The following is a 26,395-nucleotide window of genomic DNA, read 5'->3' on the forward strand; positions in this document are numbered from 1 at the left end:
GCAACAGACACTTTCTGATGAAAATGCGGTTTCTCTGATTGTTGCGCTGCGAGGCGGTGCGAAGGAGCCTTCATGCGGTGTAACCCGAGGGGTGCGCCATATTCCATCCTTAAGCATAGCAGTCGGGGAAAATGACGCAGGCAACACTGTAGCAATCCGTGCCCTCTCCGCATCAAAGCGGCGTGACGACACTCACTCTCGTCATACGCCGGGAGCAGAAAACGGTGCGGTGAATCGGCAAGTAAAAACGCGGGGACGGGAAAAGCGCTGCCACAGTGAAACGTGGCGGGGCAGGCTGAATGCTAAACAGGAGGGATGTCTGAGCCTCCCAGGGAGAGGCGTTTTAAAACAGGCCGCGATGAGAGTACAGGCGGCCCGAATCACGCGCTGCGCTATTGCCGCTCAAAAAATTGCGCCAGCGTTATTTTGGGGTGCGGGTAGTAAAATTTATTATGCGCCAGCGGGATATACATCCCTTCGGGTTCACCCGGCATAAAATAGTTGCCCTGCCAGCGGTTCGGTTCACAAACCGGCCCGTCGTTATAGACGGTACCCAGCGGCGCATAAGTGACATCCCGACCGAAAATAGAATAGACGGCGGCATCGACAAAATTGAAAGATTCAGGAACGCCACGCAGATGGGTATCCTGAATCAGTAAGCTGTGCAGTTTATCTTTGATATAAAAGAGGCTGCCGAGGTCACGGATCACCTGTTCGAAATCGTGCGCGCCATCATGATGAATGATGACGTTTCCGCCTTCTTCTTTCATCAGCACATCCCTGACATACTCCGGAAGGGTGCCATGGTACATCCTGACCCGGCTTTCGACGGTTTCCGGATAGGCTCTTCTTGCGCGCTCTCTGGCGAACTGTAAATGGTCCGGACTGATGTCGATCAAATCGAGTTCAATACCCAGATAGTGTGCACAGCCAGCCAGAACAGAGGTGCTGCCTCCCATAAAGACGCCCACTTCAACGATTCTGCTGACTTCACCCAGTGCCGACTTAATGGTATTAAAAATATCAAAGTAATATTTCCCGGAGCATTGATCTTCGTAGTGTCCTTCAGTCGCCGCTCTCTTTGCGATGATGTCGTCGAAGATAATATTTCTGCCCAGCCAGGGAGAAAGGTCGGGTTTGAAACCACTGTATATTTCGATGTTAAGCCGTTCCGCTATCTCCGCAAAACTCAGTGTTTCAAGGTTTTTATCGGGGTCTGTGAATGAAGCCATCATTGGTGTCCTTATCCTGAATATGGCCTAGTGTATCAATGAAATTCAGGGCACTAATGAATGAGAAACAAACGGAACTGAACCCTTTTTATCGGTTATCAGGTCGGGTGGGAGCGGCAGGAAGATGAACGGTTTCAGGCGGTTGAGACAGCGTAATGAACCGCAACGCAGGCAGAGAGCCACGTTGCGGTCCGGGGGATTATGACGGCAGATTGAGCCAGTTCTTCACCGGCAGGAAGTCGCGATAGAGGGCCGCTTCAGGCGAGTCTGGTTCAGGCTGATAATCATATTCCCAGCGCACCAGCGGCGGCATCGACATCAGGATCGATTCCGTGCGGCCGCCGGTCTGCAGGCCAAACAGGGTGCCACGGTCCCACACCAGATTGAACTCCACATAACGCCCGCGGCGGTAGAGCTGGAACTGGCGCTCGCGATCGCCCCACGGATGATCTTTGCGGCGTGCCACAATCGGCCGGTAGGCATCAATAAAGCCGCATCCCACCGCCTGCATAAAGCTGAAGCTCTGCTCAAAATCGGGCGTGTTGAGATCGTCAAAAAACAGGCCGCCAATGCCGCGCTGCTCATCGCGGTGTTTCAGATAGAAATAGTCGTCGCACCACTTTTTATATCGCGGATAAACGTCGTCGCCAAAAGGCTGACAGAGGTCGGCGGCAGTCTGATGCCAGTGCAGTGCATCTTCTTCGAAGCCGTAGAACGGCGTGAGATCAAACCCGCCGCCAAACCACCACACCGGATCGGCACCGGGTTTCTCCGCGATAAAAAAGCGCACGTTGGCGTGGCTGGTGGGCACATAGGGATTGTTCGGGTGGATGACCAGCGACACGCCCATCGCTTCAAAGCTGCGGCCCGCCAGTTCCGGACGGTGCGCCGTAGCCGAAGCCGGCATCTTATCGCCATGCACGTGCGAAAAGTTTACGCCCGCCTGTTCAAACACCGCACCGTTTCGCAGTACGCGGCTCTGACCGCCGCCGCCGCCCGGACGCTGCCAGCTATCTTCTGCGAACGCTGCGCCGCCATCTTCAGCCGCCAGCTGGTTACAAATCTCATCCTGCAGAGCGAGCAGGAATGCTTTTACGCGGGAAATATCAGCCATCTTTTCGCTTATCGTCGGTTTTAATTTAGGGCGATTATACGCAAAATCGGGCTGCTTGCATGAGTGCGGCTATCCAGGCAGGCATACAATGGGAAATTTTCATGTCTGAAGAACCCTGCAGAATTTTATAAAAATGGGTGAAGCGCTGTGCAAAAATCCATCGGCCGCGGAGGAGTTTATTAATGCTATCGAAAACTATCAGGCTGATCCGTAAGCTGATAGCCGAGGTGTCAGGCGGACTTGTGCTTATGGCGATAGTGATTGGCATATTTCTGACCGCAACGCTGAATGAAGGGGCGATGCGTATTGTCGGGCCGCTGCTGGTGCTTGTTGCTGGTCTGGTGATTTATGGGCTGACTTATCTTATCGCGGATAAGTCTGACCGCCGATAACCCTCTGCCACGATTAACTTCCGGCAGAGAGGCAGACAGAAGGCCGTCAATACGGCCTTACTTAAAACATAATTCAGGATGGTCTCCGCCGCTCGCTTCGCCTGAACGTTACGTCGGATGGAGCATTTCTCAGGTTCACATGCGTTTATTCAAGCTTCTGCACTGAGTCATTGTTACTTTCCGCATCAGGCATTACGGCGATCAAACTCATCAAAGTAGTTGACGATGCCGCTGGCAATGGCGGCGGCAATTTTCTGACGAAACGCCGTGGTGCCGAGCAACTGCTCTTCGTGCGGATTGGTAATAAAGGAGGTTTCAACCAGCACCGAAGGGATGGAGGGCGACTTCAGGACCGCGAAAGCCGCCTGTTCCGTGTGCTGGCTATGCAGATGATGAACCGGGCGAATCTGATCCAGCACATGTTTGCCCAGCGTCAGGCTGTTTTTGATGGTGTCAGTCTGAACCAGATCGAACAGGATCTGCTGCAGATAGTGATCCTGCTGCTGCGCCTTCACGCCGCCCAGTTTGTCCGCATCGTTCTCACGCTGAGAGAGATAACGCGCCATTGAACTACTGGCACCGCGATTGGAGAGCGCAAATACCGAGGCGCCGCTGGCATCGGGGCTGGTAAAGCCGTCGGCATGGATCGACATGAACAGATGCGCGCCATGCTGATGAGCAATCTCCACCCGCTGGTAGAGCGGAATAAAATGGTCGCTGTCGCGGGTCAGACGCACTTCGATGCGCGGATGGCTCTGCAGCTGCCGTTTCACGTTACCGGCAATCTCCAGCACGATGTGCTTCTCTTCTGAACCCTCCTCGCCGACCGCGCCGGAGTCGATGCCCCCGTGGCCGGGATCAATCATCACAATGCGCTTTCCGTTACTGGCTGGCGGAGCAGGGCGTGCATGGCGGCCTGTTCCTGTAAGCGCTGAAGGCTCTCTGGCCTGAACCGCGCGCGGCGATAAAACGGCCAGAGCCAGACCGGAAAGGAGTAACTGACGGCGATGAATCAAACGTTTAAGCAGGTGCATGTGCGGGTCCGGTAACAGAAATCCTGCCGGTGTTATAGCCTAAGGCTCTGTTGTCTGCGATCACATAACCATTTCAGGGCATTACTTTGTATTGCAGGCCGCGAACAGAAAATTTGCGCTTTTTTATTTGCCGCCGTTCAGCTGAGGGTTGCGTGCGGCAGAGAATGCGTGATAATCAGCAAATTGTGCTTAATTGCAGGTGAAGAAGATGGAAATCCGCGCCTTCCGCCAGGAAGATTTTGAAGAAGTGATCACCTTATGGGAACGTTGCGATTTGTTACGGCCATGGAACGATCCGGAGCTGGATATCGAACGCAAAATGCATCACGACCCCGATCTCTTTCTGGTTGCTGAAGTCGGCGGCGTGGTCGTCGGCACCCTGATGGGAGGCTACGATGGTCATCGCGGTGCGGCCTATTATCTGGCGGTGCATCCTGACTATCAGGGACGCGGTTTTGCGAATGCGCTGATGAATCGTCTGGAGAAGAAGCTCATCGCTCGCGGCTGTCCGAAGCTGCATCTGATGATCCGCGAAGAGAACGATCAGGTGGTGGCCTTTTACGAGAAGCTCGATTATGAGCCGGTCGATGTGCTGCTGTTTGGCAAACGTCTGATCGAAGATCGTGAATACTAAGCCGTCCCCTGACTATCAGCCGGACCACTATGACGCCAGAGGGCAGCTGCGGCTGCCGTTTCTTTTTTGGCTGATCCTGTTACTGCAGGCGCGCACCTGGCTACTGCTGGTGATGGCCGGGGCGTCACGGCAGCAGGGTAACGATCTGCTGGCGCTCTTCTATCCGGATCGCCAGGCGTTCTGGATCGGTCTTGCCCTGGGATTACCGGCGCTGGCAGGTCTGCTGCTGACCGGTTACCGGCTGCGGCTGCCGCGACTCTGGCAGCACTGGCGCAGCGTGCTGTCGCTGTCGTTTTTAGTGAATCTTATCTGGCAGGGGCTGCAGTTTGTGCAGGGTGATCTGCTCAGTTCGCCACTGCCCCTGTTGCTGACGCTGTTTGACCTGCTGGCTCTCATCTGGCTGCAGACTGACCGTCGCTGCCGCGACTGCTTTCTGCCTGAACATCATCTTAAATAAACTTTTTGGCGCTTTGCGACTCCAATCAGTTCCGCCTTCCGGCATCGTATTTACAGGAGTTCTCATGAAAGCTGTTCGTTCCACGCTACTGATCGCCGCCGTTGCACTGAGCGGCTGTGCCAGTTCGGGTTCCGGCACTGACAGCAGCCAGCAGGCCAGCTGGTGGAATCCGCTGACGTATCACTGGTCCTCGGCGCTGCCGTGGAACTGGTTCGGTTCATCGCTCACCGCGACGGAGCAGGGCGTAGGCGGACTGACCGCCTCGACGGCCATGAAAGAGGAGGCGATTAAAGCCGGCCTGAACGGGGATTACACCCTGCGTCAGGGCATGCGTGGCGAAAACGGTCAGGTGGTTGCGTTCTGGCAGGCGCTGGATGACGACAAGGTGAAGCTGGTGATTTACGGGCAGTCGCAGGTTGAACGCATTGAGGTGATGGACAGCCAGATTGCCAGCAGCGACGGCAGTAAAGTAGGCGATGCTTTCAGCAATAAGTTCACCAAAGCCTTCAGCAACTGCACCCTGGCCAGCGGAACGGATGCGCGAGACGTAGCATGCCGGGCCCCCGGCAGTCAGCATCTCACCTATCTCTACCATGGCGACTGGCATGGACCGGAAGGGCTGATGCCTTCCGATGACACGCTGAAAACCTGGAAACTCAGCAAAATCGTCTGGCAGCGTTAACACTGCCTGCTAAACGCCATGCGCTGACGCGCCTGGTTACCCCCGCAGGCTGGTGCTCAGCGGGGGTTATCCTCTCTGCGGCTTTTGCTGATTTCTGCATAAACTCTGCCGCTGTCTTATGCTTTTTTCGACTTTGAAATCATCAAACGATATATAAAACCGTTACTGGTTTTCCCTGAGTTATAAATAAACTGATGTTTCAGCGGGTGAGATCCGCATCAAATTTTTTCAGGGTGCCAAATGACATTACAAGCGATGAAAAAAGTCGTGAGCGGTATCGCGTTGTCGCTGAGCCTTGCTGGCGCAGCCAATGCCACTGAACTTCTTAACAGCTCTTACGATGTGTCCCGGGAGCTGTTTGTTGCCCTGAATGCCCCTTTTGTTAAACAGTGGGATGCCAGCCATCCTGCCGACCCGCTGACCATCAAAATGTCCCATGCCGGTTCATCTAAACAGGCGCTGGCTATCCTGCAGGGACTGCGCGCCGATGTTGTCACTTACAACCAGGTGACAGATGTGCAGGTCCTGCATGATAAAGGCAACCTGATTGCCGCAGACTGGAAAAGCCGTCTGCCGAATAACAGTTCACCGTTCTATTCCACCATGGCGTTTCTGGTGCGCAAAGGAAACCCAAAGCAGATTCATGACTGGTCAGATTTGACCCGTAACGATGTGAAGCTGATTTTCCCTAACCCGAAAACGTCCGGCAATGGTCGCTATACCTATCTGGCCGCCTGGGGGGCTGCTGATAAAGCGGACGGTAACGATCAGGCTAAAACCCGTGCCTTTATGACGCAGTTTCTGAAAAACGTTGAAGTTTTCGATACCGGGGGCCGTGGTGCGACCACGACCTTCGCTGAGCGCGGTCTGGGCGACGTACTGATTAGCTTTGAGTCGGAAGTAAACAATATCCGCAACCAGTACGGCAAAGATGAGTATGAGGTGATCGTGCCGAAAACCAACATTCTGGCGGAGTTCCCGGTGGCGTGGGTAGATAAAAACGTTGCCGGTAACCACACCGCGGATGCGGCCAGCGCCTATCTCCACTACCTCTACACACCGGAAGCGCAGACGATTATTACGCACTACTACTATCGCGTGAACAATCCGCAGCTGATGGCAGAGCAGAAAGATCGCTTCCCGCAGACCAGCCTGTTCCGGGTTGAAGAGGCCTTTGGCGGCTGGGACAACGTGATGAAAACGCATTTCGCCAGCGGCGGTGAGCTGGATAAATTGTTAGCGGCGGGGCGTGGATAATGTTTGCAGCAAGTGATAAACGCGTGTTGCCCGGCTTTGGACTGAGCCTGGGCACCAGCCTGCTTTTTACCTGTCTGATTCTGCTGCTGCCCATCAGCGCCGTGATCATGCAGCTGTCACAGATGACCCTTCAGCAGTACTGGGATGTGGTGACCAACCCGCAGCTGGTTGCGGCCTACAAGGTTACGCTGCTCTCCGCCGGTGTCGCCTCGCTGTTTAATGCGGTGTTCGGCATGCTGATGGCGTGGATCCTGACCCGCTACCGCTTCCCTGGCCGCACGCTGCTGGATGGCCTGATGGATCTGCCGTTTGCACTGCCGACCGCCGTCGCGGGCCTGACACTGGCCGGACTCTTTTCGGTCAACGGCTGGTATGGACAGTGGTTTGCTCATTTCGATATCAAAATCTCCTACACCTGGATCGGCATCGCCATCGCCATGGCCTTCACCAGCATCCCGTTTGTGGTGCGCACGGTACAGCCGGTGCTGGAGGAGTTAGGCCCGGAGTATGAAGAAGCCGCTGAAACGCTGGGTGCCACACCGTGGCAGAGCTTCCGTCGGGTTGTGTTACCGGAAGTCGCCCCGGCGCTGCTGGCGGGCACGGCGCTCTCCTTTACCCGCAGCCTGGGTGAGTTTGGTGCGGTGATCTTTATTGCCGGTAACATCGCCTGGAAAACGGAAGTGACCTCGCTGATGATTTTTGTCCGGTTGCAGGAGTTTGACTATCCGGCCGCCAGCGCCATCGCCTCGGTGATCCTGGCCGCCTCGCTTATCCTGTTATTTGCGATTAACACCTTACAGAGCCGCTTTGGCCGTCGACTGGGAGGTCACTAATGGCTGAGGTCTCACAACTGAATCATGCGGATCGTCAGCCGGTGAACTGGGGCAAATGGCTGCTGATTGGTATCGGCGCGCTGCTCTCGATTCTGCTGCTGCTGGTGCCGATGGTCTCCATCTTCTGGGAGGCGCTGAATCAGGGGCTGCTGGTCTCCCTGAGCAACCTGGCTGACCCCGATATGCTGCACGCCATCTGGCTGACGGTGATGGTGGCGCTGATCACCGTTCCGGTTAACCTGGTGTTCGGCACGCTGCTCGCCTGGCTGGTGACCCGCTTTACCTTTCCGGGGCGTCAGCTGCTGCTGACCCTGTTTGATATTCCGTTTGCCGTGTCGCCGGTGGTGGCCGGTCTGATGTATCTGCTGTTCTGGGGCGTCAACGGTCCGGCGGGCGGCTGGCTGGATGCGCATAACATCCAGGTTATGTTCGCCTGGCCGGGCATGGTGCTGGCGACCGTGTTTGTGACCTGTCCGTTTGTGGTGCGCGAACTGGTGCCGGTGATGCTGAGCCAGGGCAGTCACGAAGATGAAGCGGCGGTGCTGCTGGGCGCTTCAGGCTGGCAGATGTTCCGTCGTGTGACATTGCCGAACATTCGCTGGGCGCTGCTGTATGGCATCGTGCTGACCAACGCCCGTGCGATTGGTGAATTTGGTGCGGTCTCGGTGGTATCGGGATCGATTCGCGGTGAGACCTATACGCTGCCGCTTCAGGTTGAATTATTGCATCAGGATTACAATACGGTCGGCGCCTTCACCGCTGCCGCGCTGCTGACCCTGATGGCCATTGTAACGTTGTTTCTGAAAAGTATTGTGCAGTGGCGTCTGGAGCAACAGCACAAGCACCTGCAACAGGAGGGAAATCATGAGCATTGAGATTAACAAGATCAACAAATCCTTTGGTCGCACCTCGGTGCTGAACGATATCTCTCTGGATATTGCCTCGGGTGAAATGGTGGCGCTGCTTGGCCCATCCGGCTCCGGTAAAACCACGCTGCTGCGCATTATTGCCGGGCTGGAGCATCAGAACAGCGGCCAGATCCGTTTTCATGGCAACGATGTGAGCCGTCTGCATGCGCGCGATCGTCAGGTTGGATTTGTTTTTCAGCACTATGCGCTGTTCCGCCATATGACGGTGTTCGACAACATCGCCTTTGGCCTGACGGTACTGCCGCGTCGGGAACGTCCTTCTGCGGCCGAGATCAAACAGCGTGTTACCCGTCTGCTGGAGATGGTGCAGCTGGCCCATCTGGCGAACCGCTTCCCGGCTCAGCTGTCGGGCGGGCAGAAACAGCGTGTGGCGCTGGCGCGTGCGTTAGCGGTAGAACCGCAAATCCTGCTGCTGGATGAACCTTTTGGCGCGCTCGATGCGCAGGTGCGTAAAGAGCTGCGTCGCTGGCTGCGTCAGCTGCATGAAGAGCTGAAATTTACCAGCGTGTTTGTGACCCACGACCAGGAAGAGGCGATGGAAGTGGCAGACCGCGTGGTGGTGATGAGCCAGGGTAATATCGAGCAGGTCGGCACGCCAGATGACGTGTGGCGCGATCCGGCAACCCGCTTTGTGCTGGAGTTCCTGGGTGAAGTGAATCGCTTTGATGGTGAGATCCACGGGTCGCAGTTCCATGTCGGCGCGCATCACTGGCCGCTGGGGTATACCTCGGCACATCAGGGCCCGGTTGAGCTGTTCCTGCGTCCGTGGGAAATCGATGTGTCCCGCCACAGCAGCCTGGAAACCCCGCTGCCGGTGCAGGTGCTGGAAGTGAGTCCGCGTGGACACTTCTGGCAGCTGGTGGTGCAGCCCGCTGGCTGGCAGAGCGAGCCGTTTTCGCTGGTATTTGAAGGTGAACAGACCGCCCCGATTCGTGGCGAACGCCTGTTTGTTGGCCTGCAGCAGGCGCGTCTCTATAAGGGGGATACCCCGCTGCGCGCTGTTGCCTTTGCCCAGAGCGCCTGATATTTTCTGATCAACACCGGGCGGGAGTGTGACTCCCGCCTTTTTTTTGCCTTCTGTTTGCATTAAGCCAGGAACCTTACCGTGACGACTCTCGAAAATACCATCGGCAATACCCCGCTGGTCAGGTTACAGCGCCTGACGCCCGCTAACGGCAGTGAGGTCTGGCTTAAGCTGGAAGGCAACAATCCGGCGGGTTCGGTCAAGGATCGTGCGGCCTGGTCGATGATCAATCAGGCGGAGCTGCGCGGAGATATCACGCCCGGCGATCAGCTGATCGAAGCCACCAGTGGCAACACCGGCATTGCGCTGGCGATGATCGCCGCGATGAAAGGCTATCGTATGCGCCTGCTGATGCCGGACAACATGAGTCAGGAGCGGCAGGATGCGATGCGTGCCTATGGCGCAGAGCTGATACTGGTGCCGCGCGAGCAGGGAATGGAAGGGGCGCGCGATCTGGCGCAGGCGATGGCGGCACGCGGCGAGGGCCGGGTGCTGGATCAGTTCAACAATCCCGATAACCCGCTGGGCCACTATCAGACCACCGGCCCGGAGCTGTGGCAGCAGTCGAATCAGCGTATGACCCATTTTGTCTCCAGTATGGGCACCACCGGCACGATCACCGGCGTGGGACGCTACCTGAAAGAGCACAACACCGGCGTGCAGGTCATTGGCTTACAGCCCAGCGAGGGCAGCAGCATTCCGGGCATCCGTCGCTGGCCACTGGCCTATCTGCCGGGGATCTACCGTCCCAATCTGGTGGATGACGTCATCGATATGACGCAGAAGGAAGCGGAGGAGACCATGCGGGCACTGGCACGCCGTGAGGGCATCTTCTGTGGCGTCAGTTCAGGCGGCGCGGTGGCGGGTGCACTGCGCATCGCCGAGGCAAATCCGGGAAGCGTGGTGGTGGCGATCGCCTGCGATCGCGGCGATCGTTATCTCTCGACCGGTCTCTATCACGCGTAACCGCTGTGGATGCGAAACCTGGCCTGTGAAGCGTCTGCTGCCCACAGGCCTTTTTTTTGCCCGGTTTACTGTGCCAGCGAGTGTGAATCTGTAAGGATCACGTAAATCAGGCTGCGCCGATCGGCCGCACAGGTGAAAATAGCGCCCGTTCTCCGGAGAAATGACCATGAAAATTCTGCTTGTTGATGATGATGTAGAGCTCGGCACGATGTTAAGCCAGTACCTGATTGCGGAAGGCTTCGATGCTCAGCTGGTGCTGACCGGCAGCGCCGGGATTCAGGGCGCGCTCTCCGGCCAGTTCACCGCGATGATCCTGGACATCATGCTGCCCGACATGAGTGGCATTGACGTTCTGCGCCAGGTGCGTCAGAACAGCCGCATACCAGTGATTATGCTGACCGCCAAAGGCGATAACATTGACCGCGTAATCGGTCTGGAGATGGGGGCCGATGACTATATGCCCAAGCCCTGCTATCCGCGCGAGCTGGTGGCGCGTCTGCGGGCGGTGCTGCGGCGTTTCGAAGAGCAGGCCCCGCAGCCGGATAGCCAGGAGCCGCTGCGCTGGGGGGTGCTGACCCTCAATCCCGCCACCCGTATCAGTGAATGGCAGGAGAAAGCCTTCGATCTCACCGCCTCGGAATTTAATCTGCTGGAACTGCTGATGCGCGCCCCGGACAGGGTGGTCTCAAAAGATGAGCTGTCGGAGAAGGGACTTGGTCGCCCGCGCGAGGCGTATGATCGCAGCGTCGATGTGCATATCAGCAACATCCGTCAGAAGCTCAGTGCCTTAACCGCTGACAGCATCACGATCGAAACCGTTCGCAGTATCGGTTATCGCATTCGATGAGGCACTACCGTGGACGCCTGTTCTGGAAGATCTTTATCGGCTTCTGGATCGTCTTTGTCATCATCAGTCAGCTTATCTGGCTCGGCTTTTCGCTCTCCGGTAGACGACACGAGCCGCCTGAACTGGTGGCGGTCCGCCGCGTGGCCGATCTGCAACTCACCTCGGCGGCGACGGTGCTGGCGCAGAACGGGCCTGAGGCGCTGAACGCGATGCTGTCGGGCTGGGACAAACGTGACCGGCAGTTTTTCCACATCCTGCCACAGGCGCAACCGTCGCCCGCACAGGCTAACCCGGATGGGGAGGCGCATCGGCCCGCCGAAAGTGAACGCTGGGTGCGCGGCGCCGATGGAAAAGGGTATCAGCTGCGCTATGACATCGATGGCATGCGAAAAGAGAGCATGATGAACAGCATGCCGCGCAAATTCCTCAATATCCCTGAACCGATGTTTGTCTTCGCCGGTTCGGTGGGATTGCTCTTCAGCCTGCTGCTTGCCTGGAATCTGACGCGACCCATGCGTCAGCTGCGCGAAGGGTTCTCCCGGGTCGCAGAGGGCGATTTAAGCGTACGGCTTTTTCCGGTGATGCGTAAACGGCATGATGAGATTTCTGATGTCGCCCGGGCCTTCGATACCATGGCTGAGCGGCTGGAGACCCTGGTCCGTGCGCGCGAAGAGCTGCTGCACGATATCTCACACGAGCTGCGTTCACCGCTGGCGCGCCTGCAGCTGGCGACCGGGCTGGCCCGACAGACGCCTGAAAATGTGCACAGTTCGCTCGATCGTATCGACGAAGAGGCGCGCCGGCTGGATAAGATGATCGGTGAACTGCTGACGCTGTCGCGGGCTGAGCATGAAAGTATTCCGGATGAGCAGTACTTTGACCTCACCGGCCTGCTGGAGGCGGTGATCACCGATGTCCGCTATGAAGCGCAGCTCCCCGGCGTGCAGGTGGCGTTTCAGGTGGACGATCGGGCCGACTACACCGTGCGTGGCAATGCCGAACTGATACGGCGCGCCACCGAGAATGTGTTACGCAACGCGCTGCGCTTTTCCCTGCCAGGCCAGCGGATCGAGGTTGAACTGCGCACCGCGCAGCAGTGGCTGGAAATTCAGGTGCGCGATCAGGGGCCGGGTGTCGATGAAGAGAAACTCTCCAGCATCTTTGACCCGTTTGTGCGGGTCAACTCACCGCTGATGGGAAAGGGCTATGGCCTTGGGCTGGCGATCGTCCGCAAAGTGGTGCTGGCGCATCAGGGTGAAGTCGAGGCACGGAACCGGCCGGAAGGAGGGCTGGAACTGACGCTGCGACTGCCGCACTGGCCATCCTGAAAAGCGCGGAGAGCAGAAACGAAAACGGCACCCGAAGGTGCCGTCAGAGCAGGAACAAAGCCTTATTTTCTGATGCGAATCACCGGCGTTTCGCCGACGGTGACCTGGCCAGAGAGCTTAATCAGTTCCTTGATTTCATCCATGTTGGAGATAACAACCGGAGTCAGGGTTGATTTTGCTTTCTCTTCCAGCAATGGCAGATCGAACTCGATAACGACGTCGCCTTTTTTGACCTTCTGGCCTTCTTCAGCGATGCGTTTGAAACCTTCACCTTTCAGTTCAACCGTATCGATACCGAAATGCACGAACAGCTCGATGCCGTTGTCCGATTCGATTGAAAAAGCATGGTTGGTTTCAAAAATCTTACCGATAGTGCCATCCACCGGCGCAACCATTTTGTTGCCAGTCGGTTTGATCGCGATACCGTCGCCCACGATTTTTTCTGCAAACACCACATCTGGTACGTCTTCAATATTCACAATTTCGCCTGACAGAGGCGCTACGATATCGATTGTCCCAGCGCTATCCGTTTTTTCGCCAAAAAGTTTAGAAAACAAACCCATGATCTTCTCCTAAGCAGTAATTTGGGGCCAGCATCATGCAGATTAGCAGAGCGTTTTTTCTTTAATGAACTTGTTCACCAGGTTCATTAAATCTTCCGCTGTCGGTTGAGCCAGTGCCTGCTCTGCCAATGCCTTCGCATCTTCAAAATTAGTATTACGAATGATTTTCTTGATGCCAGGGATAGAAATGGCACTCATGCTGAACTCGTCCAGCCCCATTCCCAGTAACAGTAGTGTAGCACGTTCATCACCTGCCAGCTCACCACACATGCCGGTCCATTTACCTTCAGCGTGAGATGCATCAATGACTTGCTTAATTAAGTTAAGCACAGACGGCGTCATTGGATTGTACAGGTGCGAAATCAAATCGTTACCACGATCGACCGCCAGAGTATACTGCGTCAGGTCGTTTGTCCCAATACTGAAGAAGTCGACTTCTTTCGCCAGATGACGTGCAATCACCGCTGACGCCGGGGTTTCCACCATAATACCGACTTCGATGGACTCGTCGAACGCTTTGCCTTCTTCACGCAGCTGCGCTTTCAGCAGTTCCAGTTCCGCTTTCAGCGAACGCACTTCTTCAACGGAAATGATCATCGGGAACATAATGCGCAGTTTGCCGAAGGAGGAGGCGCGCAGGATAGCACGCAGCTGCGCATGCAGAATCTCTTTGCGGTCCATGGCGATACGGATAGCGCGCCAGCCGAGGAAAGGGTTTTCCTCTTTCGGCAGGTTCATGTAAGGCAGATCTTTGTCACCGCCGATATCCATGGTACGGACGATAACGGCCTGTGAACCCATGGCTTCAGCGACGGCTTTATACGCCTGGAACTGCTCTTCTTCGGTCGGCAGCGCATCGCGGTCCATGAACAGGAATTCGGTGCGGTAAAGACCCACGCCTTCTGCGCCGTTGCGCTCTGCGCCGGCGACGTCGCGCACGGTGCCGATGTTGGCGCAGACTTCAACCTGATGACCATCCAGCGTGACCGCAGGCAGGTCTTTCAGCTTGGCTAATTCGTGTTTTTCCGACAGATACTGGTTCTGTACGGCTTTCAGCTCTTCCTGAACGGCGTCAGAAGGATTGACGTGAATCGCGTTGTTCACACCATCCAGAATCAGGAAGTCGCCGTTTTTAACCGTGACGGTGACATTGCCGGTGCCGACAATGGCTGGGATCTCCAGCGAGCGCGCCATGATTGAGGTATGTGAGGTACGGCCACCCAGATCGGTAATAAAGCCCAGCACCTTTTTCAGGTTCAGCTGTGCGGTTTCTGACGGCGTTAAATCTTTGGCTACCAGAATGGATTCATCCGGAATGGCGCTCAGGTCAACGATATGCAGACCGAGGATGTTTTGCAGCAGACGCTTACCGATGTCGCGCACGTCAGCCGCACGCTCTTTCAGATACTCATCATCTAACTCTTCCAGCGCTTTCGCCTGACCATCGATAACCGAGTCGACAGCAGCATCGGCAGAGGCGTGATCTTTTTTGATCAGGTCGATGATTTCCTGCTCCAGCTCTTCATCTTCCAGCAACATAATGTGGCCTTCGAAGATCGCAGCTTTCTCTTCACCGAGGGTTTCACCCGCTTTGACGCGAATCGCTTCCAGTTGCTGTGCCGCTTTACCGCGACCATCGAGGAAGCGCTGAACTTCCTGCTCAACCTGGTCATCAGAAATTTTTTTACGGTTGATGACGATCTCGTCTTCTTTCAGCAGCAGTGCTTTGCCGAAAGCGATACCTGGTGATGCTAAAATGCCTGAAATCATAACGCTACCTTTTAATCACGATGGCTGATGGGACTCTTTGCGGTGCCATTGTCGCGGGACACGTACTCTACGAAAGCAATAACGCGGACAGATTGTCCGCGATCAAGATGTTTGCACTCAATGGCGCAGAGGAGTCGATTGGCTGGAGAGCTGAGCGGAGATTACTCCAGTTCAGCCATCAGTTTGACCAGATGCTCAACTGCTTTCTGTTCGTCTTCGCCTTCTGCTGACAGGGTCACAACGGTTCCCTGCGTTAAACCCAGTGTCTGCAGCTTGAACAGGCTCTTGGCGCTGGCAGATTTACCGTTAGAGGTCACAGTGATTTCTGACTGGAAAGCTTTGGCTTCTTTAACGAATTGCGCTGCTGGGCGAGTATGCAGACCGTTTGGTGCAGTAATGGTAACTTCTTGCTGGAACATTCTATTTCCCCAACGTTATCAGAATGAGTGTTATGGATCTAAAGTCTAGCCTGGAGCCTTCACTTTAGCCTGTGTCGGTGCGCGGGTATAGCTTCATGCTGACCCAGGACGCGCATGCGTCAAATCGACATTCCGTTGCGTCGTAAAACCGATTCTACACGTCACCGGTTAATTATGCCGTGATTCGCCGTTTCACTGAATCCGTAAATCGATTCAGCTTGATCCACTTCAAACGCGGATTAATTTCAGGCATCGAAATAATTGGCAGTCTAAATACCAGAGCGGCGTCACTGAAATCAATCTGCCGGGTGGTGAAAGTGAGATCTGCGCCACAAAAAAGCACCCGGGCGGGTGCTTTTTGCGGCATTTTCAGACTTTCTGCCCCGACTACTGCAGCTCTTTTTCTGTAAAGAGATCGGCGAACAAAGCGGTACTCAGATAGCGTTCACCTGAGGAGGGGAGAATCACCACGATATTCTTGTTGGCGAAGGTTTCCTCTTCCTGCAACTTCAGTGCGGCGGCGACCGCAGCACCGGAGGAGATACCTGCCAGAATGCCTTCCTGCTCCATCAGCAGACGCGCAGTGCTGATCGCTTCCTCATTCGTGATAGCCACAACCCGATCAACCAGATTCAGCTCTAGGTTGCCCGGAATAAAGCCTGCGCCGATCCCCTGAATTTTGTGAGGGCCAGGCTTGATCTCCGCTCCTGCCAGGGCCTGAGCAATGACCGGCGAATCGGTTGGTTCCACCGCGACGGTGATCAGATCTTTTTTGCCTTTGGTGTTCTTGATGTAGCGGCTCACGCCGGTCAGCGTACCGCCGGTGCCGACACCAGCAATAAAGACATCCACTTCGCCGTCGGTATCTTCCCAGATTTCCGGGCCGGTGGTCTTTTCATGGATCTCCGGGTTAGCCGGGTTGCTGAACTGCTGCAGCAGGACATATTTATCCGGGTCGCTTGCAACAATCTCTTCAGCTTTGCCGATAGCCCCTTTCATGCCTTTGGCACCTTCAGTCAGAACCAGATTCGCGCCCAGCGCTTTCAGCAGTTTACGACGCTCAACGGACATCGTCTCAGGCATGGTCAGGGTCAGTTTATAACCGCGCGCGGCGGCCACATAGGCGAGGGCAATCCCGGTATTGCCGCTGGTCGGTTCAACCAGTTCAATACCCGGTTTCAGAATACCGCGTTTCTCTGCGTCCCAAATCATATTGGCACCGATACGGCATTTTACGCTGAAGCTCGGGTTACGGGATTCAACTTTCGCAAGGATGCGGCCGTTACCGATGCGGTTCAGTCGAACCAATGGCGTATGACCAATTGTCAAAGAGTTGTCTTCGTAGATCTTACTCATAGCCTGTCCTTAACTGTATGAATTATTGGGAACCCTATGAGCATACCTGTTCTGCCTGGGGGCGGAAGGAAAGAAATCGCATATCTATATGTCACCCGGCAATAAGCCTTGTTAAAAAGAGCATAAGGCGCGCTGATATATTCAGCGCACTTCCTGCCGCGCCAGTTGCTGCCGGTAGCGATCGACCCACATCGCTGTGGCCCCGCAGACGGCCACTGGCATGATGACCAGGTTCAGCACCGGGATCATGGTAAACAGACTGGTAAGCGCACCAAACTGCATATTGGCGGTTTTATGCCGACGCAGGGCGTTACGCATCTGCTGAAAAGGCACTTTGTGATTATCGAAGGGGTAGTCGCAATACTGGATCGCGAGCATCCAGGCGCTGAACAGGAACCACAGTACGGGCGCGACCGTCTGGCCGAAACCCGGGATAAAGTAGAGCAGCAGCAGTCCCACCGCACGTGGCAGGTAGTAGCCCAGCTTTTGCAGCTCGCGCTTCATGATGCGCGGCACATCTTTGATCAGACCCGCCCAGCCGCTGTCAGGCAGCGGTTTACCGGTCAGGCGTCCCTCAAGCTGCTCGGCCAGCAGGCCGCAAAACGGTGCGGCGATAAGGTTAGCGAGGGTGGAAAAGAAGTAGCTGAAGACCAGCACAATCGCAATCACCGACAGTGGCCATAACAGATAGCTGAGCCACTGCAGCCAGTCCGGAATCGTGGCCATCAGCCGCGGGATCCAGTCACCCAGACGATAGAAAAGCCAGATGAATGCGCCACCCAGCATCAGAATGTTGATCAGCAGCGGCATGACCACAAAGCGACGAATGCCAGGCAGACGCATCAGTTTCCAGCCCTGGCTGAAGTAGTGTATGCCGTTAAAATCTGAGACGGACTTCTCAAGGGCCATATAGGCAATTCTCCTGAAGGTATTAGGGCGGGCCCACTATAACCTGGCTTTTTCCCCAGGCCAGGTGCCGTTTGGGTAAAAAAACAGCGAAAAAGCGTGGGTTGCCTATCTTATTTGTTAGAAAATAGTGCACAGACTTGCACTTGTGTAGCAGGGCAAATACAGTTAGAGGATAAAGTTTGCCGCGGTGGCAAGGTATTGGAACAACAGAGAATACAATGATGCAGGATTTGCGTCTGATATTAATCGTTGTTGGCGCGATCGCCATAATAGCGCTCCTTCTTCACGGACTGTGGACCAGCCGTAAAGAGCGTTCGTCAGTGTTCCGCGATCGCCCGCACAAACGTCTGAAACAACGTGATGAACATGATGAACCGGACCTGATCGACGACGAAGATGATGGCGTCGGCGAGGTTCGTGTTCGCGCTGAGCGCAGCAACCATCAGGAACCGCGTTTCGATGATATTCGCGAATCCCAGCCGGTTGCGCCGCGTAAGCCCGCGCCTGCTGAGCCTGTTCGTCAGCCTGCGCCACGACCTGCTCCGCAAGCCGAACCGGAAAGCGATCCGCTTTTCAGCCCCGCACCGCAGCCTGCTCCTCAGCCGCGTCCGGAACCGGCTCGTCAGCAGCAACAGCCTGCGCCTGCTTTTGTCGCACCGCCTGTGCAGGCCGATCCGCTGCTGGATCTGGACCCGCTGGAATCGGTGCAGCCCGCACCGCAGTACCAGGCTGAACCCGAGCCGCAGCCTGAAATCACTCAGGCGCCGGAACCGACTCCCGTTCCGCCGTCTGCACCTGCCGCACCGGCAGAGAAGCCGAAAGAAGCCGTGCTGGTTCTGCACGTTGCCGCACACTCGGGTGGCGAACTCAATGGTGAGGCTCTCCTTCAGGGGATTCTTCAGGCGGGCTTCCAGTTTGGTGAGATGAACATCTTCCATCGCCATCTCAGTCCGGCAGGCAGTGGTCCGGTCCTGTTCAGTCTGGCCAATATGGTCAAGCCTGGCTCGTTTAACCCTGACCTGATGACAGATTTCAGCACGCCGGGTATCTCTATCTTTATGATGGTGCCTTCCTATGGCGATGCGAATCAGAACTTCAAGCTGATGCTGCAGTCGGCACAGCGCATCGCTGATGATGTTGGCGGCGTAGTGCTGGATGATGAACGTCGCATGATGACGCCGCAGAAGCTGGAAACTTACAAGGCGCGTATTCGCGATGTGGTCGGTGTCTGACCACGGCGCAAACCGCTATCTGAACTGTTAAAACAAACCCCCGCATGTCGGGGGTTTTTTATCTGATGGGGCTTTATGAAATCCGTCCAGGATCACATCACCGAACTGCGCACTACGTTGCGTCATCACGAATACCTCTATCACGTCATGGATGCACCGGAAGTGCCGGATGCCGAATATGATCGCCTGATGCGTGAACTGCGCCAGCTGGAAGCGGATCATCCCGATCTCATTACGCCGGACTCACCAACCCAGCGCGTCGGCGCTGCGCCGCTGACGGTGTTTGAACAGGTTCGCCATGAAGTCCCGATGCTGTCGCTGGATAACGCCTTCGATGAAGCGACCTTTATGGCCTTCAACAAGCGGGTGCGCGATCGGCTGAAAAGCAGTGAAGAGATTACCTACTGCTGTGAACTTAAACTCGATGGCTTAGCGGTCAGCCTGATGTATGAAAACGGGCTACTGGTTCAGGCCGCCACGCGGGGAGATGGCACCACCGGCGAGAATATTACCGCCAACGTGCGCACCATTCGCGCTATTCCGCTGCGTCTTAAAGGTGACAACATCCCGGCGCGGCTGGAAGTGCGTGGCGAAGTCTTTATGACGCAGCGCGGCTTCGAAAAGCTGAATGAGGAAGCGCGCCGCACGGACGGCAAAGTCTTTGCTAACCCGCGCAACGCAGCGGCAGGTTCGCTGCGTCAGCTTGATCCGCGCATCACCGCAAAACGTCCGCTGACCTTCTTCTGCTACGGTTTCGGCCTGCTGGAAGGCGGCGAGATGCCGCACAGTCACATGGCACGCCTGCAGCAGTTCAAAGCCTGGGGGCTGCCGGTCAGCGACCGCATTAAGCTGGTGCATAATGCGGAAGAGGCACTGGCTTTTTATCACGACGTTGAGCAACAGCGCCCCAGTCTCGGATTTGATATCGATGGCGTGGTCATCAAAGTCGATTCACAGGCGCAGCAGGAACAGCTGGGCTTTGTGGCGCGTGCGCCGCGCTGGGCGATAGCCTTTAAATTCCCGGCGCAGGAGCAGCTGACCTGGGTGCGGGATGTCGAGTTTCAGGTTGGCCGGACCGGGGCTATCACTCCTGTCGCCCGCCTGGAGCCGGTGCAGGTAGCGGGTGTGATTGTCAGCAACGCCACGCTGCACAACGCCGATGAAATCGCGCGGCTGGGACTGCGCATCGGGGACCGGGTCGTGATTCGCCGTGCAGGCGATGTGATCCCGCAGGTCGTGAATGTGGTCACCGCTGAACGTCCTGAAGAGACGCGTGAAGTGGTGTTTCCTGCTCACTGCCCGGTCTGTGGTTCTGAGGTGGAACGGGTCGAAGGTGAATCGGTCACGCGCTGCACCGGCGGTCTGATTTGCGGCGCGCAGCGAAAAGAGGCGCTGAAGCATTTTGTCTCGCGCCGGGCGCTCGATGTCGACGGCATGGGCGATAAGATTATCGACCAGCTGGTGGAGAAAGAGTATGTCTCGACCCCCGCCGATCTCTTCCGTCTCACGGCGGGTAAGCTGACCGGGCTGGATCGCATGGGGCCAAAATCGGCGCAGAACGTGGTGGATGCGCTGGAAAAAGCGAAGTCGACGACGCTGGCGCGTTTCCTCTATGCGCTGGGGATCCGTGAAGTGGGCGAAGCCACCGCCGCCAATCTGGCAAACCACTTTGGTGAGCTGCAGAAGGTGATGGATGCCGATCTGGAGGCACTGATTGCCGTGCCGGATGTGGGTAAGGTCGTCGCCGCGCACGTTCGCAACTTTATGGAAGAGGAGAGCAACCGCGAGGTCATCCGCCAGCTGACGGACGATATTGGTGTTCACTGGCCAGCTGTTGTGGTGGTGAAAGCCGAAGAGATTGACAGTCCGTTTGCCGGGAAAACCGTGGTGCTGACCGGTTCGCTGTCGCAGATGAACCGCGACGATGCCAAAGCGCAGCTGATCGCGCTGGGAGCTAAAGTCAGCGGCAGCGTGTCGAAGAAAACGGATCTGCTGATTGCCGGTGAAGCGGCGGGTTCCAAGCTGGCTAAAGCGCAGGAGCTGGGCATCGAGGTGATCGATGAAGCTGAAATGATCCGTCTGCTGGGTGCCTGAGATGGATAAGCATCAGCTGGTGGCGATAGCGAACACGGCGATGCCGTTTGGGAAATATAAAGGGCGGATGCTGATCGATCTGCCTGAACCCTACCTGCTGTGGTTTGCCCGCAGTGGCGACTTCCCCTCCGGCCTGCTGGGTGACCTGATGCAGCTCACGCTGACGATAAAAATCGAAGGTCTGGAGGGGCTGGTGAAGCCGCTTCAGACCCGGAAATAACGTGGCCCGCACAGGCGGGCCATGCAGACTATTTCTGCGACTCCATCACGGAGGTTTTCACCTCTGAAGCCTGCTTTTTCTCACCGCTCTTCTTGTAGCGTCCGGCGATGAACGAACAGACCATCAGCTGAACCTGATGGAAGATCATCAGAGGCAGCACGATAATCCCCACGGTACTGGCCGGGAACAGAATATTTGCCATGGGTACTCCATTCGCCAGACTCTTCTTCGATCCACAAAACAGCACCACAATCTCATCGGCGCGTTTGAAGCGGAACAGGCGCGAAGCCAGCAGGTTGATAATCAGCACGGTGGCCAGCAGCAGAATGGAGCCCGCCACAATCCAGAGCAGGGTAATCACGCCCACGCGATGCCAGATGCCGTTCACTACCGCCTCACTGAAGGCACTGTAGACTACCAGCAGAATCGAGGTCTGGTCAGTTTTGCCAATCAGGCTGCGGTGCTTTTCAACCCAGCCGCCGATCCAGCGGCGTGAAAGATGGCCCAGTATGAACGGCACCATCAGTTGCAGCATAATCTTACCGATCTGCTCCAGACCGTCAGTCGGCGCGCTGCTGTGGATATCCATCACCACATTCACCAGCAACGGGGAGATGAAGACCCCCAGCAGGCTGGATGCCGAGGCGCTGCACACGGCGGCGGCGACGTTACCGCCGGCCATCGAGGTAAATGCGATGGCGGACTGCACGGTGGCAGGCAGGATACAGAGATAGATAAAGCCGGTATAAATTTCCGGACCGACATCAACCGGATGCCACCAGACCAGCAGCATGCCCAGCGCCGGAAAGAGCACAAAGGTGCTGAACATGATCCAGAGATGCAGCTGCCAGTGGCTGCTTCCCGCAATGATCTTCTCCCGCGACAGCTTGGCACCGTGCATAAAGAACAGCAGTGCGATAGCCGCGGTGGCGAGGTAGCTGAAGATATCGACGTAGATCCCTCTGGCAGGCAGGAAGGTGGCCAGCAGTACGGTGATGATGAGCTTAACCATCATCGGATCAAGTTTTAAAAATCCCATTGTTAAAATCCGGTAAATTTTTCAATAGGCCGATTGTGCGGGAATCATTTTTAGAAATAAAATTGATTTATTGCATTAATCTATGAGCGTAATCGATGAATTACACCCTGCGTCAATTGCGGACTTTCATTGCGGTGGCACATTACGGTGGTTTCAGCCAGGCGGGGCAGGCGATAGGCCTGAGCCAGTCGGCGGTGAGTCACAGCATCAAAGAGCTGGAGGCGGAAACCGGCGTGCGGCTGCTGGATCGCACCACGCGCGAGGTGATGCTGACCGAGGCAGGAAAACAGCTGGCATCCCGCATGGAACGTCTGCTGGAGGAGATTAATACCACGCTACTGGATATCCGCAGTTTTGGCGAACAGCGCAGCGGCACCGTGCGGGTGGCGGCCAGCCAGACGATTTCCGCGCATCTGATGCCTCAGTGTCTGGCGGCCAGCCAGCAGCACTTCCCCGACATTAAAGTGATACTGCACGACCGTGCACAGCAGTGGGTGCTGCAAAGTGTGCGAAACGCCGAAGTCGATTTTGGCATCGTAATCGGGCCGCTGCGCGACAGCGATTTTGACACGATTGCCATTCTGGATGAGCCTTTCTTACTGTTGTGCCGGGATGATGATCCGCTGGCGCGGGTGGACAGGGCGGAATGGTCGATGCTGGATGGGCGCACGCTGGTGTTGCAGGATTATGCATCCGGCAGCCGGGTACTGATTGATGCAGCCATGCAGCAGCAGAATATTCAGGCAGAGGTGGTGCAGGAGATTGGTCATCCTGCCACGCTGTTTCCGATGGTGCAGGTAGGGATTGGTATCAGTATTCTGCCCGCACTGGCATTACCTCTGCCGGCGGATCGCGCGCTCACCGTGCGGCGGCTTTATCCCGAGATCAATCGAAGTCTGACCCTCATTAAACGCAAAAACCGCTCGCTGACGCCCGCCGCCGAAGCCATCTGGCAGGAGGTGCGCCAGCAGGCGGCGCTGCTGGCGCAACAGCGGGCCATTACGCCCGCGTTTTAGATATAGACATCGACATTATTTTTGTCAGTCGGGCGGTTAATCCCGTTCGCCTTGCTTTCACTGACCGGGTTAACACTGTCGCTTTTCTGCTGCGCCTTTTCGGCCTGCTCAGCCTGCTTCTTTTGCAGCTGAGCAATCTGCGCTTCCAGCATGGTGATCTGCGACTGGTACATCTGCGCTATTTTAGATTTCTGGTCTTCGTCAAGATCGTGGTTGTCGGCCAGCTCTTTGACTTTTTTCATCACGCTCTGAATCTGTTTATTCAGTGCGGCGATCTGCGAGGCGATACTGCCGCCGCCGCTGTCACCGCCACCTGACATAACTTTTAAAACTCCGGCTATCGAGGACATCATTTTCTCCCTGTAGTTCGTCTATAAGGTTATCGGCGCAGGCAGGAATAACTGAAGTGTCAAAAAGAGCAGGGGAGTAAAAAAGCAGATTCTTCTTCTGAAAGCCCCTTTCTGAGGGGAGTCGTCATTCAGGCTGAGCCTGGCGCAGTAAAATAAACGTGGCACTCAGGCAGCCAGAATAAGTGAAGGGGGGCAGAAACGAAAAAAGCGCCTGAAAGGCGCTTTTCTCTGAATTGGTGGGTCGTGCAGGATTCGAACCTGCGACCAATTGATTAAAAGTCAACTGCTCTACCAACTGAGCTAACGACCCGAAGTGGTGGGTGATGACGGGTTCGAACCGCCGACCCCCTCCTTGTAAGGGAGATGCTCTACCAACTGAGCTAATCACCCACTTCGTACTTCAGTAGTGCTAACAGGCAAGATATGGTGGGTGATGACGGGTTCGAACCGCCGACCCCCTCCTTGTAAGGGAGATGCTCTACCAACTGAGCTAATCACCCATATCTTCATACCTGTTCACTGCGGGCACCCTGTTAAGAGTGGTGGGTGATGACGGGTTCGAACCGCCGACCCCCTCCTTGTAAGGGAGATGCTCTACCAACTGAGCTAATCACCCCCGCTGTGTGGAGTCGCATTATAGGGATAGTTGATTTTGAGTCAACGCTTTTTAAAACATAAATGTTCGTTCGGTTTATTTTTAAACATCCTGTCGCGCTTTTAGCCAATATGCTGGTTTTACTGGCAGAAAAGCGCCTTTTCACGGCCGGCAACCGGCCGGCATCCATTGAGGATTCATGGGCAGATGCTAGAATGTGCCCACTGTTTTTCGCGTCTAACCTGTTTTTTGTCATCCAGACAACGAACCCGCGCATCTAAGGCAATACTCAATGAAAATCAAAACACGCTTCGCGCCCAGCCCGACCGGCTACTTACATGTCGGTGGCGCTCGTACCGCACTTTACTCCTGGCTTTTTGCCCGTCACAACCAGGGCGAGTTTGTGCTGCGCATCGAAGACACCGATCTGGAGCGCTCCACGCCGGAAGCCATTGAAGCCATCATGGATGGGATGAACTGGCTGAGCCTCGACTGGAATGAAGGCCCTTACTACCAGACTAAACGTTTTGATCGCTACAACGCGGTCATTGATGAAATGCTGGAAGCGGGCACCGCCTATAAATGCTACTGCTCTAAAGAGCGTCTGGAAGCGCTGCGTGAAGCGCAGATGGCCAATAATGAAAAGCCGCGTTATGACGGCCGCTGCCGTGACAGCCATGAACATCATGCCGATGATGAGCCCTGCGTCGTGCGCTTCCGCAATCCGCAGGAAGGCTCGGTCATCTTTGACGACCAGATCCGTGGCCCGATTGAGTTCAGCAACCAGGAGCTGGATGACCTGATCATCCGTCGTACCGACGGTTCGCCAACCTACAACTTCTGCGTCGTCGTAGATGACTGGGATATGGGTATCACCCACGTTATTCGCGGTGAAGACCACATCAACAACACGCCACGCCAGATCAATATCCTTAAAGCGATTGGTGCACAGGTTCCGGTCTATGCGCACGTTTCGATGATCCTGGGCGATGACGGTAAAAAACTCTCTAAACGTCACGGTGCGGTAGGGGTTATGCAGTATCGTGATGATGGCTACCTGCCGGAAGCGCTGCTGAACTACCTGGTGCGTCTTGGCTGGTCACACGGCGATCAGGAAATTTTCAGCGTAGCTGAAATGACCGAGCTGTTTACCCTGGATGCGGTCAGCAAGTCTGCCAGTGCGTTCAACACTGAGAAACTGCAGTGGCTGAACCATCACTACATTAACGCGCTGCCGCCTGAATATGTGGCGACCCATCTGCAGTGGCATATTGAACAGCAGAACATTGATACCCGCACCGGCCCGGAACTGGCGAAGCTGGTGGGTCTGCTGGGCGAACGCTGCAAAACGCTGAAAGAGATGGCGGAATCGTGCCGCTACTTCTATGAAGACTTTGCCGAATTTGATGCGGATGCCGCGAAGAAACATCTTCGTCCGGTGGCGCGTCAGCCGCTGGAAGTGGTGCGCGATAAGCTGGCCGCAATCGCTGAGTGGAACGCTGAAAACGTGCATCAGGCTATTCAGAGTACGGCAGATGAGCTGGAAGTCGGGATGGGCAAAGTCGGCATGCCGCTGCGTGTTGCGGTGACCGGTGCTGGTCAGTCTCCGGGTCTGGATGTCACCGTGGAGGCGATTGGCCGCAGCCGCAGCGTGGCGCGCATTGAGCAGGCTCTGGCCTTTATCAGTGAGCGGGAAGCGCAGGCTTAATTCACACAGCCGGAAGCTTCACGCTTCCGGTTTCTTTACTCCTGGCTGATGCCCAGTCGCTGCAGCACGCCTTTTATCCCTTCACGTAAGATTAACGCAGTGAACTGATCCTGCTCTTCCTGACTCATTTGCTGGACGGAACTTATTAATAACGCAGGTAACGAATTGGCTGCGGCACCGTAGGTTGCCACCGGTTCGTGGAGATTGCGGGTAGACTGAATAAAACTTTTCACACGCTCATCAATATGGATGAGACGCGCTTTGCCGCCTTGCACACCGGGCTTCGGTGTCGTCGTCCAGTTCTCACGCTTAATCCATTTATTCACCGTTTGCCGACTGTAACCCGTTTCTGCAGCCAGCTCTTCGGGAGTAAGCCATTCCTTTTTCACGATGCT

General features: G+C 55.9%; 28 protein-coding genes and 4 tRNA genes. 16 read left to right on the forward strand and 16 right to left on the reverse strand.

Features of this window, described 5'->3' with window-relative positions:
* Window positions 1–392: 392 nt before the first annotated feature.
* On the reverse strand, window positions 393–1,235 hold the full coding sequence (locus OJ965_RS07660; protein ID WP_265138666.1) for a class I SAM-dependent methyltransferase: 843 nt from the start codon (window positions 1,233–1,235) through the stop codon (window positions 393–395).
* A gap of 196 nt (window positions 1,236–1,431) precedes the next feature.
* Window positions 1,432–2,346, reverse strand: coding sequence for an oxygen-dependent coproporphyrinogen oxidase (gene hemF / locus OJ965_RS07665; protein WP_265138668.1), 915 nt, complete (start codon window positions 2,344–2,346; stop codon window positions 1,432–1,434).
* 182 nt (window positions 2,347–2,528) lie between these two features.
* Between hemF and OJ965_RS07670 the strand changes: the two genes are divergently transcribed.
* Entirely contained in the window at window positions 2,529–2,738 is a 210-nt protein-coding gene (locus OJ965_RS07670; protein WP_033736154.1) for a hypothetical protein, read from the forward strand.
* A 185-nt stretch (window positions 2,739–2,923) separates the two neighbouring features.
* On the opposite strand, the gene amiA is transcribed toward OJ965_RS07670, so the two are convergent.
* Window positions 2,924–3,772 (reverse strand): N-acetylmuramoyl-L-alanine amidase AmiA, encoded by an 849-nt coding sequence (gene amiA, locus OJ965_RS07675; RefSeq protein ID WP_009088831.1) that lies wholly within the window; start codon window positions 3,770–3,772, stop codon window positions 2,924–2,926.
* Between the two features lie 208 nt (window positions 3,773–3,980).
* Here amiA and OJ965_RS07680 point away from each other — a divergent pair, with 208 nt between their 5' ends.
* The 10 genes from OJ965_RS07680 (at window position 3,981) to OJ965_RS07725 (ending at window position 12,729) form a co-directional block, all read left to right on the forward strand.
* Window positions 3,981–4,406 carry a GNAT family acetyltransferase gene (locus OJ965_RS07680; protein WP_140029692.1) on the forward strand — a complete coding sequence of 142 codons (426 nt, stop codon included), beginning with the start codon at window positions 3,981–3,983 and terminating at the stop codon, window positions 4,404–4,406.
* Window positions 4,396–4,863, forward strand: coding sequence for a DUF2919 domain-containing protein (locus OJ965_RS07685; RefSeq protein ID WP_009088833.1), 468 nt, complete (start codon window positions 4,396–4,398; stop codon window positions 4,861–4,863). Before OJ965_RS07680 ends, OJ965_RS07685 begins: the two co-directional genes overlap by 11 nt.
* A 64-nt stretch (window positions 4,864–4,927) precedes the next feature.
* Window positions 4,928–5,545, forward strand: a complete 618-nt coding sequence (locus OJ965_RS07690; protein ID WP_009088834.1) for an RpoE-regulated lipoprotein — start codon at window positions 4,928–4,930, stop codon at window positions 5,543–5,545.
* Between the two features lie 240 nt (window positions 5,546–5,785).
* The gene (locus OJ965_RS07695; RefSeq protein WP_111207810.1) at window positions 5,786–6,802 is read left to right on the forward strand and encodes a sulfate ABC transporter substrate-binding protein; all 1,017 of its coding nucleotides are present in this window, start codon (window positions 5,786–5,788) and stop codon (window positions 6,800–6,802) included.
* On the forward strand, window positions 6,802–7,635 hold the full coding sequence (gene cysT, locus OJ965_RS07700) for a sulfate/thiosulfate ABC transporter permease CysT (protein ID WP_265138674.1): 834 nt from the start codon (window positions 6,802–6,804) through the stop codon (window positions 7,633–7,635). Before OJ965_RS07695 ends, cysT begins: the two co-directional genes overlap by 1 nt.
* Window positions 7,635–8,510 carry a sulfate/thiosulfate ABC transporter permease CysW gene (cysW, locus tag OJ965_RS07705; protein ID WP_046102340.1) on the forward strand — a complete coding sequence of 292 codons (876 nt, stop codon included), beginning with the start codon at window positions 7,635–7,637 and terminating at the stop codon, window positions 8,508–8,510. Before cysT ends, cysW begins: the two co-directional genes overlap by 1 nt.
* Window positions 8,500–9,588 carry a sulfate/thiosulfate ABC transporter ATP-binding protein CysA gene (gene cysA, locus OJ965_RS07710; RefSeq protein ID WP_140029689.1) on the forward strand — a complete coding sequence of 363 codons (1,089 nt, stop codon included), beginning with the start codon at window positions 8,500–8,502 and terminating at the stop codon, window positions 9,586–9,588. Before cysW ends, cysA begins: the two co-directional genes overlap by 11 nt.
* An 81-nt stretch (window positions 9,589–9,669) precedes the next feature.
* Entirely contained in the window at window positions 9,670–10,554 is an 885-nt protein-coding gene (gene cysM / locus OJ965_RS07715; RefSeq protein WP_009088839.1) for a cysteine synthase CysM, read from the forward strand.
* 166 nt (window positions 10,555–10,720) lie between these two features.
* Window positions 10,721–11,401, forward strand: coding sequence for a response regulator transcription factor (locus OJ965_RS07720; RefSeq protein ID WP_265138678.1), 681 nt, complete (start codon window positions 10,721–10,723; stop codon window positions 11,399–11,401).
* On the forward strand, window positions 11,398–12,729 hold the full coding sequence (locus OJ965_RS07725; RefSeq protein WP_265138679.1) for a HAMP domain-containing sensor histidine kinase: 1,332 nt from the start codon (window positions 11,398–11,400) through the stop codon (window positions 12,727–12,729). The genes OJ965_RS07720 and OJ965_RS07725 overlap by 4 nt, the downstream gene beginning before the upstream one ends.
* 62 nt (window positions 12,730–12,791) lie before the next feature.
* Here the strand turns inward: OJ965_RS07725 and crr are convergent, their stop codons facing one another.
* The 6 genes from crr to cysZ all read right to left on the reverse strand — a co-directional run bounded on the left by crr (window position 12,792) and on the right by cysZ (window position 17,746).
* Window positions 12,792–13,292 (reverse strand): PTS glucose transporter subunit IIA, encoded by a 501-nt coding sequence (gene crr, locus OJ965_RS07730; RefSeq protein WP_009088842.1) that lies wholly within the window; start codon window positions 13,290–13,292, stop codon window positions 12,792–12,794.
* 42 nt (window positions 13,293–13,334) lie between these two features.
* Complete coding sequence (gene ptsI, locus OJ965_RS07735; protein ID WP_009088845.1) at window positions 13,335–15,062, reverse strand: phosphoenolpyruvate-protein phosphotransferase PtsI; 1,728 nt, start codon at window positions 15,060–15,062, stop codon at window positions 13,335–13,337.
* A 161-nt stretch (window positions 15,063–15,223) separates the two neighbouring features.
* Entirely contained in the window at window positions 15,224–15,481 is a 258-nt protein-coding gene (gene ptsH, locus OJ965_RS07740; protein WP_003848868.1) for a phosphocarrier protein Hpr, read from the reverse strand.
* Between the two features lie 172 nt (window positions 15,482–15,653).
* Window positions 15,654–15,848: a hypothetical protein gene (locus tag OJ965_RS07745; RefSeq protein WP_111207812.1), complete on the reverse strand. Its 195-nt coding sequence runs from the start codon at window positions 15,846–15,848 to the stop codon at window positions 15,654–15,656.
* Window positions 15,849–15,868: 20 nt separating this feature from the next.
* Window positions 15,869–16,837 (reverse strand): cysteine synthase A, encoded by a 969-nt coding sequence (gene cysK, locus OJ965_RS07750; protein ID WP_009088849.1) that lies wholly within the window; start codon window positions 16,835–16,837, stop codon window positions 15,869–15,871.
* A 141-nt stretch (window positions 16,838–16,978) separates the two neighbouring features.
* Window positions 16,979–17,746: a sulfate transporter CysZ gene (gene cysZ / locus OJ965_RS07755; RefSeq protein WP_150028921.1), complete on the reverse strand. Its 768-nt coding sequence runs from the start codon at window positions 17,744–17,746 to the stop codon at window positions 16,979–16,981.
* A 218-nt stretch (window positions 17,747–17,964) separates the two neighbouring features.
* Between cysZ and zipA the strand changes: the two genes are divergently transcribed.
* The 3 genes from zipA to OJ965_RS07770 all read left to right on the forward strand — a co-directional run bounded on the left by zipA (window position 17,965) and on the right by OJ965_RS07770 (window position 21,292).
* Window positions 17,965–18,978 carry a cell division protein ZipA gene (zipA, locus tag OJ965_RS07760; RefSeq protein ID WP_033736157.1) on the forward strand — a complete coding sequence of 338 codons (1,014 nt, stop codon included), beginning with the start codon at window positions 17,965–17,967 and terminating at the stop codon, window positions 18,976–18,978.
* A gap of 75 nt (window positions 18,979–19,053) precedes the next feature.
* Window positions 19,054–21,072: an NAD-dependent DNA ligase LigA gene (gene ligA, locus OJ965_RS07765; protein ID WP_009088853.1), complete on the forward strand. Its 2,019-nt coding sequence runs from the start codon at window positions 19,054–19,056 to the stop codon at window positions 21,070–21,072.
* Between the two features lies 1 nt (window position 21,073).
* Entirely contained in the window at window positions 21,074–21,292 is a 219-nt protein-coding gene (locus OJ965_RS07770; protein ID WP_265138695.1) for a DUF3820 family protein, read from the forward strand.
* Window positions 21,293–21,320: 28 nt separating this feature from the next.
* Here OJ965_RS07770 and OJ965_RS07775 read toward each other — a convergent pair whose 3' ends face one another.
* Window positions 21,321–22,331, reverse strand: a complete 1,011-nt coding sequence (locus tag OJ965_RS07775) for a bile acid:sodium symporter family protein (RefSeq protein WP_009088858.1) — start codon at window positions 22,329–22,331, stop codon at window positions 21,321–21,323.
* A gap of 95 nt (window positions 22,332–22,426) precedes the next feature.
* Here OJ965_RS07775 and OJ965_RS07780 point away from each other — a divergent pair, with 95 nt between their 5' ends.
* On the forward strand, window positions 22,427–23,347 hold the full coding sequence (locus OJ965_RS07780) for a LysR family transcriptional regulator (RefSeq protein WP_058957427.1): 921 nt from the start codon (window positions 22,427–22,429) through the stop codon (window positions 23,345–23,347).
* On the opposite strand, the gene OJ965_RS07785 is transcribed toward OJ965_RS07780, so the two are convergent.
* The 5 genes from OJ965_RS07785 to OJ965_RS07805 form a co-directional block, all read right to left on the reverse strand.
* Window positions 23,344–23,697, reverse strand: coding sequence for a FlxA-like family protein (locus OJ965_RS07785; RefSeq protein ID WP_033736159.1), 354 nt, complete (start codon window positions 23,695–23,697; stop codon window positions 23,344–23,346). The genes OJ965_RS07780 and OJ965_RS07785 overlap by 4 nt on opposite strands.
* Window positions 23,698–23,931: 234 nt before the next feature.
* Window positions 23,932–24,007: transfer RNA gene (locus OJ965_RS07790), tRNA-Lys, on the reverse strand.
* Window positions 24,008–24,011: 4 nt separating this feature from the next.
* Window positions 24,012–24,087: transfer RNA gene (locus tag OJ965_RS07795), tRNA-Val, on the reverse strand.
* 34 nt (window positions 24,088–24,121) lie between these two features.
* Window positions 24,122–24,197, reverse strand: a tRNA-Val gene (locus OJ965_RS07800).
* A gap of 40 nt (window positions 24,198–24,237) precedes the next feature.
* Window positions 24,238–24,313, reverse strand: a tRNA-Val gene (locus tag OJ965_RS07805).
* A gap of 271 nt (window positions 24,314–24,584) precedes the next feature.
* Here OJ965_RS07805 and gltX point away from each other — a divergent pair.
* Window positions 24,585–26,000, forward strand: coding sequence for a glutamate--tRNA ligase (gltX, locus tag OJ965_RS07810; RefSeq protein WP_058958166.1), 1,416 nt, complete (start codon window positions 24,585–24,587; stop codon window positions 25,998–26,000).
* Window positions 26,001–26,035: 35 nt separating this feature from the next.
* Here gltX and OJ965_RS07815 read toward each other — a convergent pair whose 3' ends face one another.
* Entirely contained in the window at window positions 26,036–26,389 is a 354-nt protein-coding gene (locus OJ965_RS07815; protein WP_009088863.1) for a YfeC-like transcriptional regulator, read from the reverse strand.
* Window positions 26,390–26,395 lie beyond the last annotated feature (6 nt).

This window comes from Pantoea anthophila (assembly GCF_026104315.1).
Classification (GTDB): domain Bacteria; phylum Pseudomonadota; class Gammaproteobacteria; order Enterobacterales; family Enterobacteriaceae; genus Pantoea; species Pantoea anthophila.

What these genes read in the sequence shown, in the direction of transcription:
- OJ965_RS07670 (WP_033736154.1), top strand. Translation starts at nt 2,529, where the DNA reads ATGCTATCGAAAACTATCAGGCTGATCCGTAAGCTGATAGCCGAGGTG.
- ptsI (WP_009088845.1), bottom strand. Translation starts at nt 15,062, where the DNA reads ATGATTTCAGGCATTTTAGCATCACCAGGTATCGCTTTCGGCAAAGCA.
- OJ965_RS07660 (WP_265138666.1), bottom strand. Translation starts at nt 1,235, where the DNA reads ATGATGGCTTCATTCACAGACCCCGATAAAAACCTTGAAACACTGAGT.
- zipA (WP_033736157.1), top strand. Translation starts at nt 17,965, where the DNA reads ATGATGCAGGATTTGCGTCTGATATTAATCGTTGTTGGCGCGATCGCC.
- OJ965_RS07680 (WP_140029692.1), top strand. Translation starts at nt 3,981, where the DNA reads ATGGAAATCCGCGCCTTCCGCCAGGAAGATTTTGAAGAAGTGATCACC.
- cysT (WP_265138674.1), top strand. Translation starts at nt 6,802, where the DNA reads ATGTTTGCAGCAAGTGATAAACGCGTGTTGCCCGGCTTTGGACTGAGC.
- cysZ (WP_150028921.1), bottom strand. Translation starts at nt 17,746, where the DNA reads ATGGCCCTTGAGAAGTCCGTCTCAGATTTTAACGGCATACACTACTTC.
- ligA (WP_009088853.1), top strand. Translation starts at nt 19,054, where the DNA reads ATGAAATCCGTCCAGGATCACATCACCGAACTGCGCACTACGTTGCGT.
- OJ965_RS07690 (WP_009088834.1), top strand. Translation starts at nt 4,928, where the DNA reads ATGAAAGCTGTTCGTTCCACGCTACTGATCGCCGCCGTTGCACTGAGC.
- OJ965_RS07770 (WP_265138695.1), top strand. Translation starts at nt 21,074, where the DNA reads ATGGATAAGCATCAGCTGGTGGCGATAGCGAACACGGCGATGCCGTTT.
- OJ965_RS07785 (WP_033736159.1), bottom strand. Translation starts at nt 23,697, where the DNA reads ATGTCCTCGATAGCCGGAGTTTTAAAAGTTATGTCAGGTGGCGGTGAC.
- cysA (WP_140029689.1), top strand. Translation starts at nt 8,500, where the DNA reads ATGAGCATTGAGATTAACAAGATCAACAAATCCTTTGGTCGCACCTCG.
- amiA (WP_009088831.1), bottom strand. Translation starts at nt 3,772, where the DNA reads ATGCACCTGCTTAAACGTTTGATTCATCGCCGTCAGTTACTCCTTTCC.
- OJ965_RS07720 (WP_265138678.1), top strand. Translation starts at nt 10,721, where the DNA reads ATGAAAATTCTGCTTGTTGATGATGATGTAGAGCTCGGCACGATGTTA.
- hemF (WP_265138668.1), bottom strand. Translation starts at nt 2,346, where the DNA reads ATGGCTGATATTTCCCGCGTAAAAGCATTCCTGCTCGCTCTGCAGGAT.
- OJ965_RS07775 (WP_009088858.1), bottom strand. Translation starts at nt 22,331, where the DNA reads ATGGGATTTTTAAAACTTGATCCGATGATGGTTAAGCTCATCATCACC.
- OJ965_RS07745 (WP_111207812.1), bottom strand. Translation starts at nt 15,848, where the DNA reads ATGCCGCAAAAAGCACCCGCCCGGGTGCTTTTTTGTGGCGCAGATCTC.
- ptsH (WP_003848868.1), bottom strand. Translation starts at nt 15,481, where the DNA reads ATGTTCCAGCAAGAAGTTACCATTACTGCACCAAACGGTCTGCATACT.
- OJ965_RS07780 (WP_058957427.1), top strand. Translation starts at nt 22,427, where the DNA reads ATGAATTACACCCTGCGTCAATTGCGGACTTTCATTGCGGTGGCACAT.
- OJ965_RS07695 (WP_111207810.1), top strand. Translation starts at nt 5,786, where the DNA reads ATGACATTACAAGCGATGAAAAAAGTCGTGAGCGGTATCGCGTTGTCG.
- gltX (WP_058958166.1), top strand. Translation starts at nt 24,585, where the DNA reads ATGAAAATCAAAACACGCTTCGCGCCCAGCCCGACCGGCTACTTACAT.
- cysK (WP_009088849.1), bottom strand. Translation starts at nt 16,837, where the DNA reads ATGAGTAAGATCTACGAAGACAACTCTTTGACAATTGGTCATACGCCA.
- cysW (WP_046102340.1), top strand. Translation starts at nt 7,635, where the DNA reads ATGGCTGAGGTCTCACAACTGAATCATGCGGATCGTCAGCCGGTGAAC.
- OJ965_RS07725 (WP_265138679.1), top strand. Translation starts at nt 11,398, where the DNA reads ATGAGGCACTACCGTGGACGCCTGTTCTGGAAGATCTTTATCGGCTTC.
- crr (WP_009088842.1), bottom strand. Translation starts at nt 13,292, where the DNA reads ATGGGTTTGTTTTCTAAACTTTTTGGCGAAAAAACGGATAGCGCTGGG.